The sequence below is a fragment of the Rodentibacter haemolyticus genome (assembly GCF_015356115.1).
Taxonomy (GTDB): domain Bacteria; phylum Pseudomonadota; class Gammaproteobacteria; order Enterobacterales; family Pasteurellaceae; genus Rodentibacter; species Rodentibacter haemolyticus.
On the sequence record NZ_CP063056.1, the window covers coordinates 1,437,434 to 1,454,630 of the forward strand.

General features: G+C 40.9%; 15 protein-coding genes. 8 read left to right on the forward strand and 7 right to left on the reverse strand.

All coding sequences use genetic code 11. From position 1 onward, the window contains the following. Nucleotides 1–136 precede the first annotated feature (136 nt). The 3 genes from hemW (at nt 137) to serA (ending at nt 3,285) form a co-directional block, all read left to right on the forward strand. On the forward strand, nt 137–1,288 hold the full coding sequence (gene hemW, locus IHV77_RS06810; protein ID WP_194811250.1) for a radical SAM family heme chaperone HemW: 1,152 nt from the start codon (nt 137–139) through the stop codon (nt 1,286–1,288). A 74-nt stretch (nt 1,289–1,362) separates the two neighbouring features. After that, on the forward strand, nt 1,363–2,022 hold the full coding sequence (gene rpiA, locus IHV77_RS06815) for a ribose-5-phosphate isomerase RpiA (protein ID WP_194811251.1): 660 nt from the start codon (nt 1,363–1,365) through the stop codon (nt 2,020–2,022). A 30-nt stretch (nt 2,023–2,052) separates the two neighbouring features. After that, complete coding sequence (serA, locus tag IHV77_RS06820; RefSeq protein WP_194811252.1) at nt 2,053–3,285, forward strand: phosphoglycerate dehydrogenase; 1,233 nt, start codon at nt 2,053–2,055, stop codon at nt 3,283–3,285. A gap of 59 nt (nt 3,286–3,344) precedes the next feature. Here the strand turns inward: serA and asnA are convergent, their stop codons facing one another. Continuing rightward, nucleotides 3,345–4,337 carry an aspartate--ammonia ligase gene (gene asnA / locus IHV77_RS06825; protein WP_194811253.1) on the reverse strand — a complete coding sequence of 331 codons (993 nt, stop codon included), beginning with the start codon at nt 4,335–4,337 and terminating at the stop codon, nt 3,345–3,347. Nucleotides 4,338–4,670: 333 nt separating this feature from the next. Here asnA and asnC point away from each other — a divergent pair, with 333 nt between their 5' ends. After that, the gene (gene asnC / locus IHV77_RS06830) at nt 4,671–5,123 is read left to right on the forward strand and encodes a transcriptional regulator AsnC (RefSeq protein WP_018356952.1); all 453 of its coding nucleotides are present in this window, start codon (nt 4,671–4,673) and stop codon (nt 5,121–5,123) included. 179 nt (nt 5,124–5,302) lie between these two features. Here asnC and IHV77_RS06835 read toward each other — a convergent pair whose 3' ends face one another. Next, entirely contained in the window at nt 5,303–6,598 is a 1,296-nt protein-coding gene (locus IHV77_RS06835) for an NAD(P)/FAD-dependent oxidoreductase (protein WP_194811254.1), read from the reverse strand. Nucleotides 6,599–6,737: 139 nt separating this feature from the next. Between IHV77_RS06835 and IHV77_RS06840 the strand changes: the two genes are divergently transcribed. Together IHV77_RS06840 and proS are read left to right on the forward strand one after the other, a co-directional pair. Further along, a complete protein-coding gene (locus IHV77_RS06840; protein ID WP_194811255.1) occupies nt 6,738–7,790 on the forward strand; it encodes an extracellular solute-binding protein in 1,053 nt (350 codons plus the stop codon). Nucleotides 7,791–7,886: 96 nt separating this feature from the next. Continuing rightward, on the forward strand, nt 7,887–9,599 hold the full coding sequence (gene proS / locus IHV77_RS06845) for a proline--tRNA ligase (protein WP_194811256.1): 1,713 nt from the start codon (nt 7,887–7,889) through the stop codon (nt 9,597–9,599). Nucleotides 9,600–9,733: 134 nt separating this feature from the next. On the opposite strand, the gene IHV77_RS06850 is transcribed toward proS, so the two are convergent. From IHV77_RS06850 to ulaG, 5 genes are all read right to left on the reverse strand, one after another. Further along, a complete protein-coding gene (locus IHV77_RS06850) occupies nt 9,734–10,552 on the reverse strand; it encodes a pyridoxal phosphatase (RefSeq protein ID WP_194811257.1) in 819 nt (272 codons plus the stop codon). Between the two features lie 64 nt (nt 10,553–10,616). Next, the gene (gene araD / locus IHV77_RS06855; RefSeq protein ID WP_194811258.1) at nt 10,617–11,336 is read right to left on the reverse strand and encodes an L-ribulose-5-phosphate 4-epimerase; all 720 of its coding nucleotides are present in this window, start codon (nt 11,334–11,336) and stop codon (nt 10,617–10,619) included. Next, nucleotides 11,333–12,193, reverse strand: coding sequence for an L-ribulose-5-phosphate 3-epimerase (locus tag IHV77_RS06860; protein ID WP_194811259.1), 861 nt, complete (start codon nt 12,191–12,193; stop codon nt 11,333–11,335). Before IHV77_RS06860 ends, araD begins: the two co-directional genes overlap by 4 nt. A 115-nt stretch (nt 12,194–12,308) precedes the next feature. Further along, nucleotides 12,309–13,055 carry an HTH-type transcriptional regulator UlaR gene (gene ulaR / locus IHV77_RS06865; RefSeq protein ID WP_194811260.1) on the reverse strand — a complete coding sequence of 249 codons (747 nt, stop codon included), beginning with the start codon at nt 13,053–13,055 and terminating at the stop codon, nt 12,309–12,311. Between the two features lie 84 nt (nt 13,056–13,139). Beyond that, nucleotides 13,140–14,231, reverse strand: coding sequence for an L-ascorbate 6-phosphate lactonase (gene ulaG, locus IHV77_RS06870; RefSeq protein WP_194811261.1), 1,092 nt, complete (start codon nt 14,229–14,231; stop codon nt 13,140–13,142). Between the two features lie 378 nt (nt 14,232–14,609). Here ulaG and IHV77_RS06875 point away from each other — a divergent pair, with 378 nt between their 5' ends. Both IHV77_RS06875 and IHV77_RS06880 read left to right on the forward strand, forming a co-directional pair. After that, nucleotides 14,610–16,427, forward strand: a complete 1,818-nt coding sequence (locus IHV77_RS06875) for a PTS ascorbate-specific subunit IIBC (RefSeq protein ID WP_194811262.1) — start codon at nt 14,610–14,612, stop codon at nt 16,425–16,427. A 249-nt stretch (nt 16,428–16,676) separates the two neighbouring features. Then, entirely contained in the window at nt 16,677–17,138 is a 462-nt protein-coding gene (locus IHV77_RS06880) for a PTS sugar transporter subunit IIA (protein ID WP_194811263.1), read from the forward strand. Nucleotides 17,139–17,197 lie beyond the last annotated feature (59 nt).

The following is a 17,197-nucleotide window of genomic DNA, read 5'->3' on the forward strand; positions in this document are numbered from 1 at the left end:
TAAATCGTTTCTCTGTTCTTATAACTTATCTTAAAATTTAAGATAGCAGTTAAAGGGGCTTTCCTTTAAAATTTTTTTCGTTGTATTTTATAATGGCATAGAATAGGGCAATATATCTTTCAATCTGTCAATTATCATGCTCAAACTTCCCCATCTCTCACTTTATATTCATATTCCTTGGTGTGTGCAAAAGTGCCCATATTGTGATTTCAACTCACATGCGCAGAAGGGAAATATTCCGGAAAGCGACTATATTTATCATTTACTACAAGATTTACAACTGGATTTGGTGCGCTTTAAGGACTCCATTCACGATCGTAAATTACACTCGATTTTTATTGGCGGCGGCACGCCGAGTTTATTTTCTGCGGAAGGCATCGCCACTTTGTTAAGTGAAATCAAAAAGCACATTCCTTTTGAAGATGATATTGAAATAACGCTTGAAGCCAATCCCGGTACGGTGGAATCGGAACGTTTCAAAGGTTATGTTTCGGCCGGTGTAACACGTATTTCTATGGGGATTCAAAGTTTTAGCGATGACAAACTTCAGCGTTTAGGGCGTATTCATAATTCACTCGAAGCCAAAAGTGCGGTCAATTTAGCGAAAGTTTCCGGCTTAAAAAGTTTCAATTTGGATTTAATGCACGGACTGCCAAACCAAACGTTAAATGACGCCTTAGATGATTTACGCCAAGCAATAGCGCTTTCTCCACCTCATCTTTCTTGGTATCAACTTACTATTGAACCCAACACAATGTTTGCTTATCGTCCCCCGAAGTTACCTGATGATGACCAACTATGGGATATTTTTGAACAAGGGCATAAATTGTTGACGGAAGCCGGTTATCAACAATATGAAACGTCAGCCTACGCCAAGCAGGGCTTTCAATGCCGACATAATTTAAATTATTGGCGTTTTGGGGATTATTTGGCGATTGGATGTGGTGCACATGGAAAACTTACTTTTCCAAAGGGAGAGATTTTGCGTTTTTCTAAAACCAAGCATCCGAAAGGTTATTTGCGTGGCGAATATTTATATGAGGAAAAAAACGTTCCCGAAATCGACCGCCCTTTTGAATTTTTTATGAACCGATTCCGTTTGTTGGAACCCGTACCCAAAGCCGAGTTTGAAGCCTACACAGGGTTGCCGCAAAGTGCGGTCAGAAATCAAATTGATTTTGCGCTCGCACAAGGCTACCTTATAGAAACTTCTGAAACTTGGCAAATCACGGAACAAGGAAAATTATTCTTAAATGAATTGTTGGAATTATTTTTAACGGAAGAATGATATTTGCACTTGTTTATCAAAATAACTCGTATTAAAGTAACGCAATCGTTTACTTATTTAAGTAAGGAAAAGAAATGGATCAGTTAGAAATGAAAAAACTTGCGGCACAAGCCGCACTACAATATGTGAAAGCGGATACGATTGTGGGGGTCGGGAGCGGTTCAACGGTGAACTGTTTTATTGAAGCATTAGGCGCAATGAAAAACCAAATCAAAGGTGCGGTAGCCGCTTCAAAAGCTTCGGAAGAATTATTACGCCGACAAGGTATCGAAGTCTTCAGCGCCAATGAGGTTTCCGAGTTAGATGTTTATGTTGACGGTGCTGATGAAATCAATCCGCAAAAAATGATGATTAAAGGCGGCGGTGCGGCTCTAACCCGCGAGAAAATTGTGGCGGCGCTTGCGAAAAAATTTATTTGTATCGTTGATTCCAGTAAACAGGTAGATATACTGGGCTCTACATTCCCATTACCGGTGGAAGTGATTCCGATGGCACGTTCACAAGTCGGTAGAAAACTGGCCGCACTTGGCGGCTCGCCGGAATATCGTGAGGGAGTGGTTACTGATAATGGCAACGTGATTTTAGATGTGTATAACTTTAAAATTTTAAATCCGGTGGAAATGGAAAAAGAATTAAATAACGTTGCCGGAGTGGTCACTAACGGCATATTCGCTTTGCGTAGTGCGGATGTCGTGATTGTCGGAACGCCTGAAGGGGCGAAGGTTATCGATTAATTCATAATATAAAATTATAAGGATGCAGATATGACAAACAAAGTTTCACTTGATAAATCAAAAATCAAATTTGTGCTGTTGGAAGGCGTGCATCAAAGCGCACTTGATACTTTGAATGCGGCAGGTTATACAAATATTGATTATTACAAAAAAGCGCTTGATGGTGATGAACTGAAAGCGGCGATTAAAGATGCGCATTTTATCGGTTTACGCTCGCGTACTCATTTAACGGCGGAAATGATTGAGGCTGCGCCGAAACTCATTGCGATAGGCTGTTTTTGTATCGGCACTAATCAAGTGGATTTGAATGCGGCAAAAGCACGTGGTATTCCGGTATTTAACGCGCCGTTTTCAAATACGCGATCTGTGGCTGAATTAGTGTTAGGTGAAATTTTGTTGCTTATGCGTAATGTGCCGCAAGCAAATGCAGAAGTACATCGTGGTGTATGGAATAAGTCTGCGGTGGGTTCTCACGAAGTACGCGGTAAAAAATTGGGCATTGTCGGTTATGGTCATATCGGTTCCCAATTGAGTATTATTGCGGAATCACTCGGTATGGATGTTCACTTCTATGATGTTGAAAATAAATTGCCATTGGGTAATGCAAAACAGATACGTCATTTAGAAGAATTACTTGGTTCTTGTGATATTATTTCTTTACATGTGCCGGATTTACCATCTACCCGAAATTTAATGAGTGCAGAACGTATAGCACAACTTAAACAGGGTTCTATTTTAATTAATGCGGCACGTGGGACGGTGGTGGATATTGATGCACTGGCGCAAGCGTTAAAAGAAGGAAAGATTCACGGCGCGGCAATTGATGTCTTTCCTGTTGAACCGGCATCAATTAATGAAGAATTTATTTCGCCGTTGCGTGAGTTTGATAATGTGATTTTAACGCCGCATATCGGCGGTTCAACGGCAGAAGCGCAAGAAAATATCGGTTTTGAAGTGGCAGGAAAATTTGTGAAATATTCCGATAACGGGTCAACCTTATCTTCCGTAAACTTCCCTGAGGTTTCTTTACCGGAACACGCCGGCACGAAACGTTTATTGCATATTCATGAAAATCGCCCGGGTATTCTTAATAAACTTAACCAAGTTTTCGTAGAAGCAAATGTAAATATTGCTGCGCAATACTTACAAACTGATCCGAAAATCGGCTATGTTGTGGTGGATGTTGAAACAGAAGACACTGCACCATTATTAGCAAAATTACGTGAGATTGACGGCACGATTCGTGCGCGTGTGTTGTACTAAAATTATAATTGAAACGAAAAAAGTGCGGTGAATTTCACCGCACTTTTTGTTTAAAAAGATTAAAGAATGTGTTGATATTGCTCTAACATTTCTTTTGGCCATACACTTGATTGAACTTCGCCAATGTGTTTTTTACGTAGTAGGAACATCGCCAAACGGGATTGACCGATGCCGCCGCCAATCGTGAGCGGTAATTTGCCGTTGAGCAATTCTTGATGCCAATCCATTTCTAAACGGGCTTCATCGCCGGTTAAACCTACTTGCAAGCGAAGTGCCGATTCATCAACACGAATCCCCATTGAAGACAGTTCGAAAGCTTTTTCAAGATCCGGGTTCCACACCAAAATATCGCCGTTTAAACCTTTATAGCCGTTTTCAGATTCGGTTGTCCAGTCATCATAATCCGGGGCTCGACCATCATGTGGTTTTCCATCGGAAAGTTTTCCGCCGATACCAATTAAGAATACGGCACCGTATTCTTTACAGATTGCATTTTCACGCTCCTTACTGCTTAAGTCAGGATAACGTTTGACTAAATCTTCACTGTGAACAAAAGCAATTTGTTTTGGCAAAATGGAAGGGATATCAAAACGGGCTTCTACGGCAAGTTCGGTTAAACGAATTGCGCGATAAATGGAGTTTACGGTTTCTTTTAAGTAAGCAAAGTTACGGCGACCAGCTGGGATCACTTTTTCCCAGTCCCATTGATCTACATAAACGGAATGGGTCGAATCTAATGAATCTTCGTCCGGACGTAATGCTTTCATATGGACGAATAGCCCTTCGCCCTCTTTAAAATGGAAACGGGCAAGGGTATGGCGTTTCCATTTTGCCAAAGAGTGAACCACTTCAAATACGGCATTCGGGATTTGTTTTACGTTTACTTGAACCGCTTTTTCAATCCCCGATAAGTTATCTTGCATACCATTGCCCACTTGGCTAAGAATAGGACCTTGTACCTCAATGATACCAAGTTGTTCAATTAAGTTTTGTGTAAAGGTGTTTTTTACAAAGCTAATTTCTTGTTGCTGTAAAATAAATGTTTTTTTCATATTTTCCGCCTATTTTAATACTAAGTGAAATTTTTTAGGCATTATGTAGCACTTGCACAAATCATCGTAGGGTGCGGTTAGGCGAAACCGTAACGCACCAATAAAGGGGTTAATGATGAAATGGTGCGTTACGCAAAGCTTAACGCACTCTACCCCGATAAATATTGGAGATAAAACTCTCTTTGTGCGACTGATACATAATGTCATATATTTTTAGGTATTATTCAATAAAGTGAGGTTATATTTCAACTATTTTATTTACTTTTACTTTAAGTTTGAATATTATCTAATTAAACGATAAATTTTTAGATGATTTATAAAGGAGGGCGTTTTATGCACAATATCGATAATCTGGATCAACAAATTCTTCGTGTTCTCACCAAAGATGCCCGTACGCCCTATGCAGAAATGGCGAAAAATTTTGGCGTTAGCCCCGGTACCATTCACGTTCGTGTCGAAAAAATGCGTCAATCGGGTATTATTGAAGGGACAAAAGTGATTATTGATGAACGTAAACTCGGTTATGATGTGTGCTGTTTCATCGGGATTATTTTGAAGAGTGCGAAAGATTACGAGAAAGTCATCAAGAAACTGGAAACTTTTGATGAAGTTGTCGAGGCTTATTATACGACAGGAAATTATTCGATTTTCATCAAGGTGATGACACACACTATTGCCGAATTACATTCGGTACTGGCGACAAAGATTCAATTGATTGATGAGATTCAGTCCACCGAAACCTTGATTTCAATGCAAAATCCTATTTTGAGAGATATTAAACCTTAGGTGTTGTCCCGTATCGGATTTCATCAATGCTGAGGTTTTAGTTCCGGTTATTGATGAAATCCAACACGGTTCTTTAAAGTACGGTTAAAAAATCTTTAGATTTTGAACCTAGGCTTGCCAAGGGCGGAGCAAGGCATAACAACCGCTTTAAGCGATTGTGTATAATTTTAAGTGAATTTCTAGCGAAAACGATCCAAAAACTTATAATACTGCACGCCGATTTTGGTGGCTAAATTTTTTACGATCTTTCCGCCATAAACGGATGGTACTTTTAGTTCCTCGAAAATTCGTAAGCGTTCATCATCGCCTAAAATGGCTTCCGCGATAATGCGACCGGCAAGCCCTGTTAATGCAACGCCGTGCCCGGAATAGCCGTGAGCAAAATAAATATGCGGGGAAATTCGACCAAAATGCGGCGTGGCGTTCATTGTCATATCGATTGGCCCCGCCCAGCCGTAATCGATTTTAACCCCTTCAAGTTGTGGGAAAACGTGCAGCATATTTTGCCGCATTACGGCAACCATATCTTTTTCCGAACTGGAATCACTGCCGAAAAGAAGGCGATTATCCGCACTTAGACGATAATAATCGAGTAATAAATTATTATCACATACCGACATACCATTATTAATCACGGAATCGGCAAGGGTTTGACTTAAAGGTTCGGTTGCTATGATAAAACTTTCGACCGGCATAATTTTGCGATTAATGCCATGGTGAATCGATTTGGGTAGCACATCAATATAGGCGTTGGTTGCTAAAATAACATCTTGAGAAATGACCGCACTTTGCGTGGTTTTTACTTCGATACTGCCGTTTTTTTCAATCAGATCCACGACCGGCGATTGCTCGAAAATCCGCACGCCGAGATCTAAACAGGCTTTTGCTAACCCTAAGCAATAATTAAGCGGGTGCAAATGTCCTGAATTGCTGTCGTATAAACCGCCCACGTAAATATCGCTGCCCAAGTGCCGTTTGAGTTTCGCTTTATCCCAAAGTTGCATATTTTTATAGCCAAAATTTTCGTGGCTGGCTTTTTCCATTTCGATGAGGTCATCCATACGGCGTTCATTCAGCGCAAGGGTGGCGTAACCTTTTTTCCAGTCGCATTGAATGCCGTATCTGGTAATGCGTTCATCAATAATATCAATGGCTTCTAAGGACATTTCCCATAATTTACGAGCTTTATCAAAACCCACTTCTTTGATGTATTCGTCAATGCCTTCTTCAAAGCCGTTAATCGCTTGTCCACCGCTTCGCCCTGAAGCACCGAATCCCACACGTGCGCCTTCTAATACGATGACTTTTTTTCCCTTCTCAGCGAGTTCAAGAGCGGCGGATAAACCGAAGAAACCGGCACCGATAACGCACGCATCCGCTTGTTCAACCTGTGTTAACGCGGGAAGTTGAAAATCTTGATTGCGTGAATCGAAATAGTAAGATGGTACGTGTTCCTGATTGGCAAAATTCAGCATAAAAAATCTCGTGAATAAAATGTGGCGAAATCTTACCCCTATGGGTAAATATGTCAAACCCTTTGCGAAAAAATGTTATACTCCCGTCCGCGTAAATTTGGCGCATTGATTATTAATTATTCCTCCGGAGGTCAATAAATTGAAAAAATCTTTTGTTCGCTCAATCAAATCTCTTTTCCTTTCGGCAACCGTACTTTTTACGGCATCCGCTTTCGCCAACAATAAGCTTTATGTTTATAACTGGACGGACTATGTGCCTTCCGATCTTGTTGCTCAATTTACTAAAGAAAGCGGTGTGGAGGTCATTTATTCCACCTTTGAAAGCAATGAAGAAATGTATGCAAAGTTAAAACTGACGGAAAATGCCGGACAAGGCTACGACTTGGTTTTTCCATCAAGCTATTACGTTAATAAAATGATCAAAGAGAATATGTTGCAACCTTTAGATCACAGCAAACTGAGTAACTTGAAACAAGTGCCGACACATCTTTTAAACAAGGAATTTGATCCTGAAAATAAATATTCTTTGCCTTATGTATATGGTTTAACGGGGATCGAAGTGAACGCGGATGAGATTGATCCGAACAGTATTACAAGTTGGGGGGATTTGTGGAAACCGGAGTTTAAACACAAAGTATTAATGACCAGCGATGCACGTGAAGTTTTTCATATCGCATTATTATTAGACGGTAAATCACCGAATACCACGAATGAAGACGAAATCAAAGCCGCTTATGAACGTTTGGTTAATTTATTACCTAACGTGGTAACCTTTAATTCGGATTCACCGGAAGTCCCTTACGTACAAGGCGAAGCGGCGATCGGTATGATTTGGAACGGTTCCGCTTATTTAGCACGTAAAGAAAACCCAAGCTTACAATTTATCTATCCGAAGGAAGGGGCTATTTTCTGGATGGACAATTATGCGATACCGAGAACCGCAAAAAATGTAGAAGGCGCGCATAAATTTATTGATTTCTTGCTTCGTCCGGAAAATGCAAAAGTAGTGGTAGAACGTATGGGCTTCTCTATGCCGAATAACGGTGTGAAAGCCTTATTAAATCCTGAACTCGCTAACGATCCGATTTTATTCCCATCGGCTGAACAAGTCGAAAAAGGCATTATGCAAGGGGATGTGGGTGAAGCGATTGATATTTATGAAAAATATTGGAATAAATTGAAAACCAATTAATTTTTTCTTGCAAAAAAAGTGCGGTTAAAAATGACCGCACTTTTTGTTATACTCACGCTAATTTTTTCTCAATTTAAAGTATTTAAGGTTAATCCGATGCGTACAAGTCAATATTTATTCTCTACATTAAAGGAAACGCCGGCGGAAGCGGCGATTGTGAGTCATCAACTGATGTTGCGTGCGGGGATGATTCGCCCTCTGGCTTCAGGTTTATACCATTGGATGCCGACCGGATGGCGGGTTCTTCGGAAAGTAGAAAAAGTGATTCGCGAAGAAATGGATAAAAGCGGTGCGCTTGAAATTAAAATGCCGGTTGTGCAACCGGCGGAACTGTGGCAGGAGTCCGGTCGTTGGGATCAATATGGTCCGGAATTATTGCGTTTTACCGATCGTGGTGAGCGTGGTTTTGTTATCGGGCCGACGAATGAAGAAGCCATTACGGATCTAATGCGACGTGAAATCACCTCTTATCGTCAGCTACCGATTAACCTTTATCATATTCAGACCAAATTTCGTGATGAGGTTCGCCCACGTTTCGGCGTGATGCGCAGTCGTGAGTTTATAATGAAAGATGCCTATTCTTTCCATACGGATAAAGAAAGTTTGCAACAAACTTATGATGTAATGTATCAAACTTATAGTAATATTTTCAGTCGCTTAGGTTTGGATTTCCGCGCAGTGCAAGCAGACACGGGGTCTATCGGCGGTAGTGCATCTCACGAGTTTCAAGTGTTAGCAAATAGCGGTGAAGATGATGTGATTTTCTCTACAGAATCGGACTATGCGGCAAATATTGAACTGGCCGAAGCGATTGCAGTCGGAGAACGAGGCGCACCGACCAAAGCCATGGAACTCATTGATACGCCGAATGCAAAAACGATTGCGGAATTGGTGGAACAATTTAATCAACCGATTGAAAAAACCGTGAAGACCTTGATTGTAAAGGGGGCAAGTGAAGAACAGCCTCTTGTTGCGCTAGTGATTCGTGGCGATCATGAGTTAAACGAAATCAAAGCGGAAAAATTAGCGGAAGTCGCCTCGCCGTTGGAGTTTGCCGATGAAGCGGAAATTAAGGCGAAAATCGGTGCGGGCGTAGGTTCATTAGGGCCGGTAAATCTGACAGTTCCGGTAATTATTGATCGTACGGTGGCATTGATGTCCGATTTCAGTGCCGGTGCGAATATTGATGACAAACATTATTTCAATATCAACTGGGAACGTGATGTTGCCTTGCCGAAAATCGCTGATCTTCGCAATGTCGTAGAAGGTGATCCAAGTCCGGATGGAAAAGGCACGTTGCTTATTAAGCGCGGTATTGAAGTAGGACATATTTTCCAACTCGGAAAAAAATATTCAGAAGCGATGAATGCAACGGTTCAAGGTGAAGACGGTCGTCCAATGGTTGTAACCATGGGTTGTTACGGTATTGGTGTAACCCGAGTTGTGGCGGCAGCGATTGAGCAACATTATGATGATCGCGGTATTATTTGGCCGACAGATGAAATCGCACCATTTACCGTGGCGATTGTGCCGATGAATATGCATAAATCCGAAAGCGTGCAACAATATGCCGAAGAATTGTACCGCACTTTACTGGCGCAAGGCGTAGATGTGATTTTTGATGATCGTAAAGAACGTCCCGGTGTGATGTTTGCGGATATGGAACTTATCGGTGTACCGCATATGATCGTCATTGGTGAGAAAAACCTTGCGAACGGTGAAATTGAATATAAAAATCGCCGTAACGGTGAGAAAGAAATGATTGGAAAAGACCAATTGTTAGATTTCTTAAACGGGAAATTAGCGTAATAGAGTAAATTAAATTTAAACGACCGGATTTTATATTCGGTCGTTTTAGTCTAGAAGAACTACGGCGAAAGATTTTCGCCGAAAGTGATATTGAAAAACCGACTTTTAGCATTAAGTCGGTTTTTTTAATTTTATTAAATTGAAAAATAAGTTTTCAATACATCGGCAATACCCGCTTCATTATTGCTACGAGTAATTAATTTTGCCTGTTGTTTCACTTCATCTTCGGCATTGTCCATTGCAACGCCTAGTCCTACGGCTTTGAGCATACTGATATCATTATGGTTATCGCCAAAGGCAATAACCTGCTGCGGATCAATTCCCCATTGGGCTAATAATGCAACCAGTCTTCCCCCTTTGGTATTGCCTGCGTTAGCAATATCAATGCGATCAACCCAAGACCATTCACAACTAAACTCGCCCTGTGGCAAGTCTGCAACAACGGCATTCATTATATTTTTATCCGGTGCGGAAATAACACATTTCCAAATCGGTTGATGATTATCTATCACATCTTGAATACTCGCTACTTTGCGCACATCAGGGCGGACTTCCGGCGGGCAGCTTTCCACCCATTGTAAAAATTTTTCCATGTGGGGATTAAGTTTTGCATAATTCATCGAATCTTTTGAATACATTAAGAGATGACAATGATGTTTTTCCGCCACATCAAAAATCAGTTGTGCCTGTTGTTTGGAAAGGGGATTGGCAAAAGGTGTGCTATCGGTTTCAACATCGTAAACGTAAGTGCCATTGCAACAAATAATCGGTGTCGTTAGCCCTAATTCCCGATAATAAGGTTTGACGGCGGTATGATGTCTGCCCGTTACCAAAATGACTTGAATACCTTTTTCCAGCAATGTTTGAATTGCTTTTTTATTCTCAGTCAAAATTTGCCCTTGTCCGTTGAGTAATGTGCCATCAAGATCAAAGGCGACCGCTTTATAATTCATATTCTCATTCCTTCTTGTTGAAAGAGGCAGTAAATACTGCCTCCTTTGCTTATTTGATTGTTAATTATTGCCCATAATACGCGTTTTTGCCGTGCTTACGCAGATAATGCTTGTCTAACAATTCCTGTTGCATTGAGCCGATATTCGGGCGAATTTGGTGGCTTACAAAGTTCATATAAGCCACTTCTTCCAATACGACGGAATTATGCACCGCATCAAAAGCATCTTTGCCCCAAGTAAACGGACCATGTGAATGAACCAGTACCGCAGGCACGGATTTGGGGTCAATTTGGCGTTTACGGAACGTCTCGACAATCACTTTCCCGGTTTCTAATTCATATTCGCCTGCAATTTCTTCAGGAGTCATTTTGCGGGTGCAAGGAATAGAACCATAGAAATAATCCCCCTGAGTTGTGCCCAGTGCCAAAATATCTTCGCCGGCCTGCGCCCAAGCGGTGGCGTGGCGGGAATGGGTATGCACGACACCGCCAATCTCGGTAAATTGACGATAAAGTTCCAAATGCGTAGGTGTATCGGAAGAAGGTTTTTTATCACCATATACCCGATTGCCTTGCAGATCGACTAAAACAATATCTTCCACCGTCATTTGATCGTATTCCACACCGGAAGGTTTTATGGCAACAATGCCGCTTGCCCGATCAATTTCACTTACATTTCCCCAAGTAAAAGTGATCAATTTATATTTAGGCAGTTCTAAATTTGCTTTAAATACTCTTTCACGCATTGCCAGTAATTCTGGGCTTAATTCGGTTAATTGGCTCATAGGGTAAACCCTCCTTCTTGCATTTTTTGTTCGATCCAACGGCGTGCATTGATAATTTCCGCAATAGGTTCGTCCGCTTTTTCTGTCCACATTTCAATTAAGAATGCACCGCGATAATTGAGTTCCGCTAAGGTTTTGAAACAGGCCGGGAAATCCACACAACCTTCGCCGAAAGGTACATCACGGAACTGACCTTTACAGGTTTCGGTTACTTTGTAAGTATCTTTTAAATGAATAGCGGAGATTTTATCGATGCCTAATTTGAGTTCTTCGGCGACATTATCATTCCAAGCCGAAAGATTGCCTAAGTCAGGATAAACGGTAAACCATGGGGATTTGATGATTTCGTCCCATTTTTTCCAACGGGAAATAGAACTCATAAACTTGGTATCCATAATTTCTACCGCAAGGGTAACTTGGTTGCCGGCGGCAAGTTCAACCGCCCATTCCAAACCTTTCTGAAAACGTTCAATCGTGCCTTCATCTTGCTCTTCATAATAAACATCATAGCCTGCAAGTTGAATGGTACGAATACCCGTATCCACCGCGAATTGAATGGCTTTTTCCATAATTTCATAGGCTTTTTGGCGAATCGCCTCATCACGGCTGCCAAAGGGAAAACGGCGATGACCGGATAAACACATTGAGGGAATGGTTACGCCCGTGTTGACAATCGCTTTCACTAATTTTAAGCGTTCTTTTTTACTCCAATCAAGACGAGCCAAACGCTCATCGGTTTCGTCAATAGACATTTCAACAAAATCAAAGCCACAGGTCTTGGCAATTGATAACCTGTCTTGCCAACTGATATTTTTAGGTAAGGCTTTTTCATAAATGCCTAGTTTATGTTTTCTCACGGGAAACTCCTTAGCGCCTCTTTACATCAATATTGGGTACCCACTTACCCAATCGTTTATTTCATTAAATTCTTCTTGCTTTGTTTCAAATTCTTGGTAAAAACCGACCGCACTTTTACGCTAATATAATCTCCAAGCCTTGTTCTCTTAACGCATCAATAATATTTGGATCGGATTCTTTGCCTGTAATTAATAAATCAATATTTTTAAGCTCGGTAAATAACATTCCTACTTGCTGACCTAGTTTGGTACTATCCAATAACACCACATACTTGCTCGCTTTGCTGGATAAACGATGTTCTGAATTTGCAATAATCATATCCGTTTTATACAGTCCGTCTATGGTAAAGCCTTTACCGCTGGTGAACATAATATTTGCCGCATAAGGGCTTTCATTTTGGTTAAGGGAAAGGGTAATGGCTTTATTACGATTATATTGTCCCCCCATAATGACAAGATCCTCGTGGTTATTTACAATCAGTTGGTTTGCCAATGGCAGAAAATTCGTGATGATTTGTAATTTTCTGCCACATAACCGTTCCCCTAACATCTGCATTGTCGAACCGCAGGTCAAAATAATCGAATCTCCATCTTGACATAAACGACTCGCAGCCATTGCAATACGTTGCTTTTCATCAAGATTGTTAATTGTTCGATTATAGGGATCAACCGTGGTTGAGGGGCTTAACGCCTCCGCACCGTTACGTACTTTTTTTAAACGTCCCTGTTCTGCTAATTTATTAATATCTCGTCTCGCTGTGGCCGGAGAAACGTCCAGTAATTCAATAATTTCAGCCGTAGAAAGTGCTTTTTTCTCAAATAATAATTGCAAAAGCCGCCGATGGCGGTAATTTTCGTTCATTATATTTTCCTTGCGATTCATTTTGATTTGCTAATAATGAACAAAAAATGAGCCATCTTCAAGTAGAAGACGGCTTTTTTGTTGTTATAGCATTGATTTAAATTGAATATTCGGCTCGTGCTCAAAGCAATCATCAAAGCCGCGCGGATGATGATACTCAATGAGATCTTTATCACGAGGGTACACATATTTTCCGCCCACTTCCCAAATAAACGGATGGAATTTGTATTGTAAGCGTTCTTTACGCATTTTCCACAATGCAATGATCTCATCCGTACTTGCCATAAAGTTTGTCCAAATATCGTGATGAACAGGAATAATAACTTTACAGCGTAGGCTTTCAGCCATACGTAATAAATCAACCGAAGTCATTTTATCGGCAATACCTACAGGGTTTTCCCCGTAGTTGTTTAATGCCACATCAATATCGAACTGTTTACCGTGTTTGGCAAATTGAATAGAGAAGTGGGAATCTGCGCCGTGGTAAATATTACCGCCAGGAGTTTTGAACACATAGTTCACCGCTTTACGTCCCATTTCTTCATCTGACGGACAAAGACCGGCTAATTCTCCGCCTTGTTCTTCAGCACCTTCAACCGGTAATGTTACCAAGCAAGTGCGGTCGAAAGAATCTAATGCGTGAATTTCCACATCTTTTAATTTCACGACATCGCCCGGTTTTACTATAATGATACGCTCTTCCGGTACGCCCCATTTTTTCCATAATTCCGCACAATGCCAAGGCCCGACAAATTTTACGTGATCTAATTTCGGATTATTTACAATCGCTGCCGCCACGTTTACATCAATGTGGTCACTGTGATAATGAGAAGCCAAAATGAAATCCACTTCATTGATTGCAAATGGATCAAGTACCATTGGCGCTGCACGCAAGTTTGGTTGTAATTTGCGTACACCCGCCATATTTGCCATTTGGTGACCACGAACCATATCTTTTACTTTTTTCGTCGATTTACCACGACCACACCATAAATCCATACAAAGGTTGGCACCACCCGGGGTTTTAATCCAAACACCCACACAACCTAACCACCACATTGCAAAATTGCCTTCCGGTACAACTTCTTGCTCAATTTCTTCGTTTAACCAGGTTCCCCACTCTGGAAAAGTAGAAAGAATCCAGCTTTCACGGGTAATTTCTTGAATTTTGCTCATTGTAAACTCCTATCGGATAAAATTAAGTTCAAACGCATTTAAAATCAAAAGTAATCATATATAATCATTTGAAATTGTAAAATGTTTTTTTTATATTTTGTGATCTAGATCTCATTTTATTTTTAATACAAGAATTTAGTCATTTAATTTCAATTTGTTATAAAAACCATTCTGATTAGTAAAAAATTATCTTATTACATAGGGCAAAATCGGCTCACTCACAAAAAGTAAAAATAAATTGTGACACAGTTCACAAATTATCAAATTCAATCTTTTCTATTCAATAATTATTGTTATTATTTGCCCGTTTCGATTTCTCAGTTATTGAGAAGCAAACTCCGATAAGTCATTTTTACACAATGCAACAGAGGTTCTGTTATGGAAACTTTATTAGATCTATTTATCATCTTTAGAGATCAGGTACTCAACAAGGCACCGCTTTTATTGGGGATTGTTGCCTGTATCGGCTACATTCTTTTACGTAAAGACACCACAACCATCATCAAAGGAACAATTAAAACCATTGTCGGTTTTATGTTGGTACAAGTTGGTGCCGGGGAATTAGTTAAAGGCTTTAAACCTATTATTGAAAAACTTTCCGAATACCACGGTTTAACCGGTGCGGTGATTGATCCTTACACCAGTATGCAGGCAACCATTGAAACTATGGCGGATAATTACGCTTGGGTCGGTTATGCGGTACTACTGGCATTAGCACTGAATATTTTATTGGTGATGTTCAGACGTTTTACCGGTATCCGTACGATTATGCTAACCGGACACATTATGTTCCAGCAAGCAGGACTTGTTGCCGTGTTCTATATGTTGATCGGTGCTTCTATGATGGAAACCATCATTTATACCGCAATTATTATGGCGTTATATTGGGGGATCTCATCTAATATTATGTATAAACCGACCCAAGCGGTAACCGGTGGGGCTGGCTTTTCTATCGGACACCAACAACAAATCGCCTCTTGGATCGCGGTTCAACTTGCTCCGAAACTCGGTAACAAAGAAGATAGCGTTGATAATATGAAATTGCCAAAATGGCTACATATTTTCCATGATAGTATTTCTGCCACCGTATTAGTAATGACTGTCTTTTTCGGCATTATCTTATTATCCTTCGGATTAGATAACCTCCAAACAATGGCGGGCAAAACCCATTGGACAATCTATATCTTTGAAACCGGCTTAAAATTTGCCGTTGCTATCCAAGTGATCGTGATTGGTGTACGGATGTTTGTTGCCGAGCTTTCCGAAGCTTTCAAAGGTATTTCTGAGCGTGTTATTCCGAATGCGGTATTAGCCATTGACTGTGCTGCAATTTACGCATTCTCTCCGAATGCAATGGTATTCGGTTTTATGTGGGGGGCGATCGGTCAATTTGTCGCGGTCGGTATTTTACTTGGCTTTGATGCTTCCGTCTTAATCATTCCGGGCTTTATCCCAATGTTCTTCTCCAATGCCACTATCGGTGTATTTGCTAACCATTTCGGTGGTTGGAGAGCCGTAATGAAAATCTGCTTTGTGATGGGGATTATTGAAGTTTTAGGTTCTGCTTGGGTTATTCACTTACTTGCTACGCAAGGCGCAACGTTCAACGGCTGGATGGGAATGGCTGACTGGGCGTTATTCTTCCCACCGGTATTACAGGGTATCGTAAGTATTCCGTTCTTCTTCTTTGTCATCTTAGCCGCCGCATTCGTTTACATGGCGTTTGCATCGAAAAAATTACGTGCTGCCGAAGCGGCCGCCGCTGCTGCGGGTAAAACCCTTGAGCAAATGGACGGCTACGGTGTTGATGAAATTGCTGATGAAGCAGTGGCAACAGCGGCTAACACAAATACGACCGAACAAAGTGCGGTCGAAAATAACGATGTTTTTGAAGGCGTTAAACCCGTACGTATCCTTGCGGTCTGTGGCTCCGGTCAAGGTTCATCAATGATGATGAAAATGAAGATCAAAGGCTATTTGGATAAACGAGGCATTCCGAATGTGATGGATTCTTGTGCCGTAACAGATTACAAAGGCAAACTAGACAGTACGGACATTATCGTATCTTCCAAACATTTATCCGGTGAAATTCAGGTTGGTGAAGGAAAATATGTGCTTGGCGTACAAAATATGCTTAACCCAAATTCATTTGGCGATGAATTAATCGAATTGATTAATAAATTCCAAAATAAATAACTCGAAGTGCGGTCGGTTTTCTACGGTATTATGTAGCACTTGCACAAATCATCATAGAGTGCGTGAGGCGAAGCCGTAACGCACCGACAGAGAGTTTAATGATGAAATGGTGCGTTACGCAGAGCTTAACGCACCCACCCAAATTAAATATCGGATATAAAATTCTCTTTGTGCGACTGATACATAATAGTGGTTTTTTAAAGTAAATTGACCGCTCAACATACAACGACTCAAATTAAGGAGTGCAAAATGTTAAAAGAATCCCTTCTCGAAAATAACTCAATTAAACTTAACCAACGGGCAGAAAACTGGGAAGAGGCAATTAAAATCGGTACGGATTTGCTTGTAGCTTCAGGGGCGATTGAGCCGAGATACTATGACAATATTGTGAGCAAGGTTAAAGAGCTTGGACCTTACATTGTGCTTGCCCCGGGACTTGCAATGCCGCACGCCCGTCCCGAAGAAGGCGTTATCCGCACCGCATTTGCGTTAACCACCCTTGCAGAACCGGTAGATTTTGATGGTGAAATAATTTCCGTACTTGTTACCCTTGCCGGTAGCGATTCCGACACCCATATGCAAGGCATTATGGAAATCACCCAAGTATTTGATGATCCCGATAATGATGACGGTATTAACATTCAAAAATTCTTGGATTGTAAAACCAAAGAAGACGTGTTGGCGGTGATTGATGCGGCACTAAATGCTTAATTAACGATGAGATGTAGGGTTGTTTTTATCCTACCGATTTATTCCAAACTTTTAAGAGA

Bases quoted from the DNA above. Each gene is read 5' to 3' on its own strand.
- araD (WP_194811258.1), bottom strand. From the start codon at position 11,336: ATGAGCCAATTAACCGAATTAAGCCCAGAATTACTGGCAATGCGTGAA.
- IHV77_RS06850 (WP_194811257.1), bottom strand. From the start codon at position 10,552: ATGAATTATAAAGCGGTCGCCTTTGATCTTGATGGCACATTACTCAAC.
- IHV77_RS06835 (WP_194811254.1), bottom strand. From the start codon at position 6,598: ATGCTGAATTTTGCCAATCAGGAACACGTACCATCTTACTATTTCGAT.
- ulaR (WP_194811260.1), bottom strand. From the start codon at position 13,055: ATGAACGAAAATTACCGCCATCGGCGGCTTTTGCAATTATTATTTGAG.
- IHV77_RS06875 (WP_194811262.1), top strand. From the start codon at position 14,610: ATGGAAACTTTATTAGATCTATTTATCATCTTTAGAGATCAGGTACTC.
- proS (WP_194811256.1), top strand. From the start codon at position 7,887: ATGCGTACAAGTCAATATTTATTCTCTACATTAAAGGAAACGCCGGCG.
- hemW (WP_194811250.1), top strand. From the start codon at position 137: ATGCTCAAACTTCCCCATCTCTCACTTTATATTCATATTCCTTGGTGT.
- serA (WP_194811252.1), top strand. From the start codon at position 2,053: ATGACAAACAAAGTTTCACTTGATAAATCAAAAATCAAATTTGTGCTG.
- rpiA (WP_194811251.1), top strand. From the start codon at position 1,363: ATGGATCAGTTAGAAATGAAAAAACTTGCGGCACAAGCCGCACTACAA.
- asnA (WP_194811253.1), bottom strand. From the start codon at position 4,337: ATGAAAAAAACATTTATTTTACAGCAACAAGAAATTAGCTTTGTAAAA.
- IHV77_RS06880 (WP_194811263.1), top strand. From the start codon at position 16,677: ATGTTAAAAGAATCCCTTCTCGAAAATAACTCAATTAAACTTAACCAA.
- asnC (WP_018356952.1), top strand. From the start codon at position 4,671: ATGCACAATATCGATAATCTGGATCAACAAATTCTTCGTGTTCTCACC.
- ulaG (WP_194811261.1), bottom strand. From the start codon at position 14,231: ATGAGCAAAATTCAAGAAATTACCCGTGAAAGCTGGATTCTTTCTACT.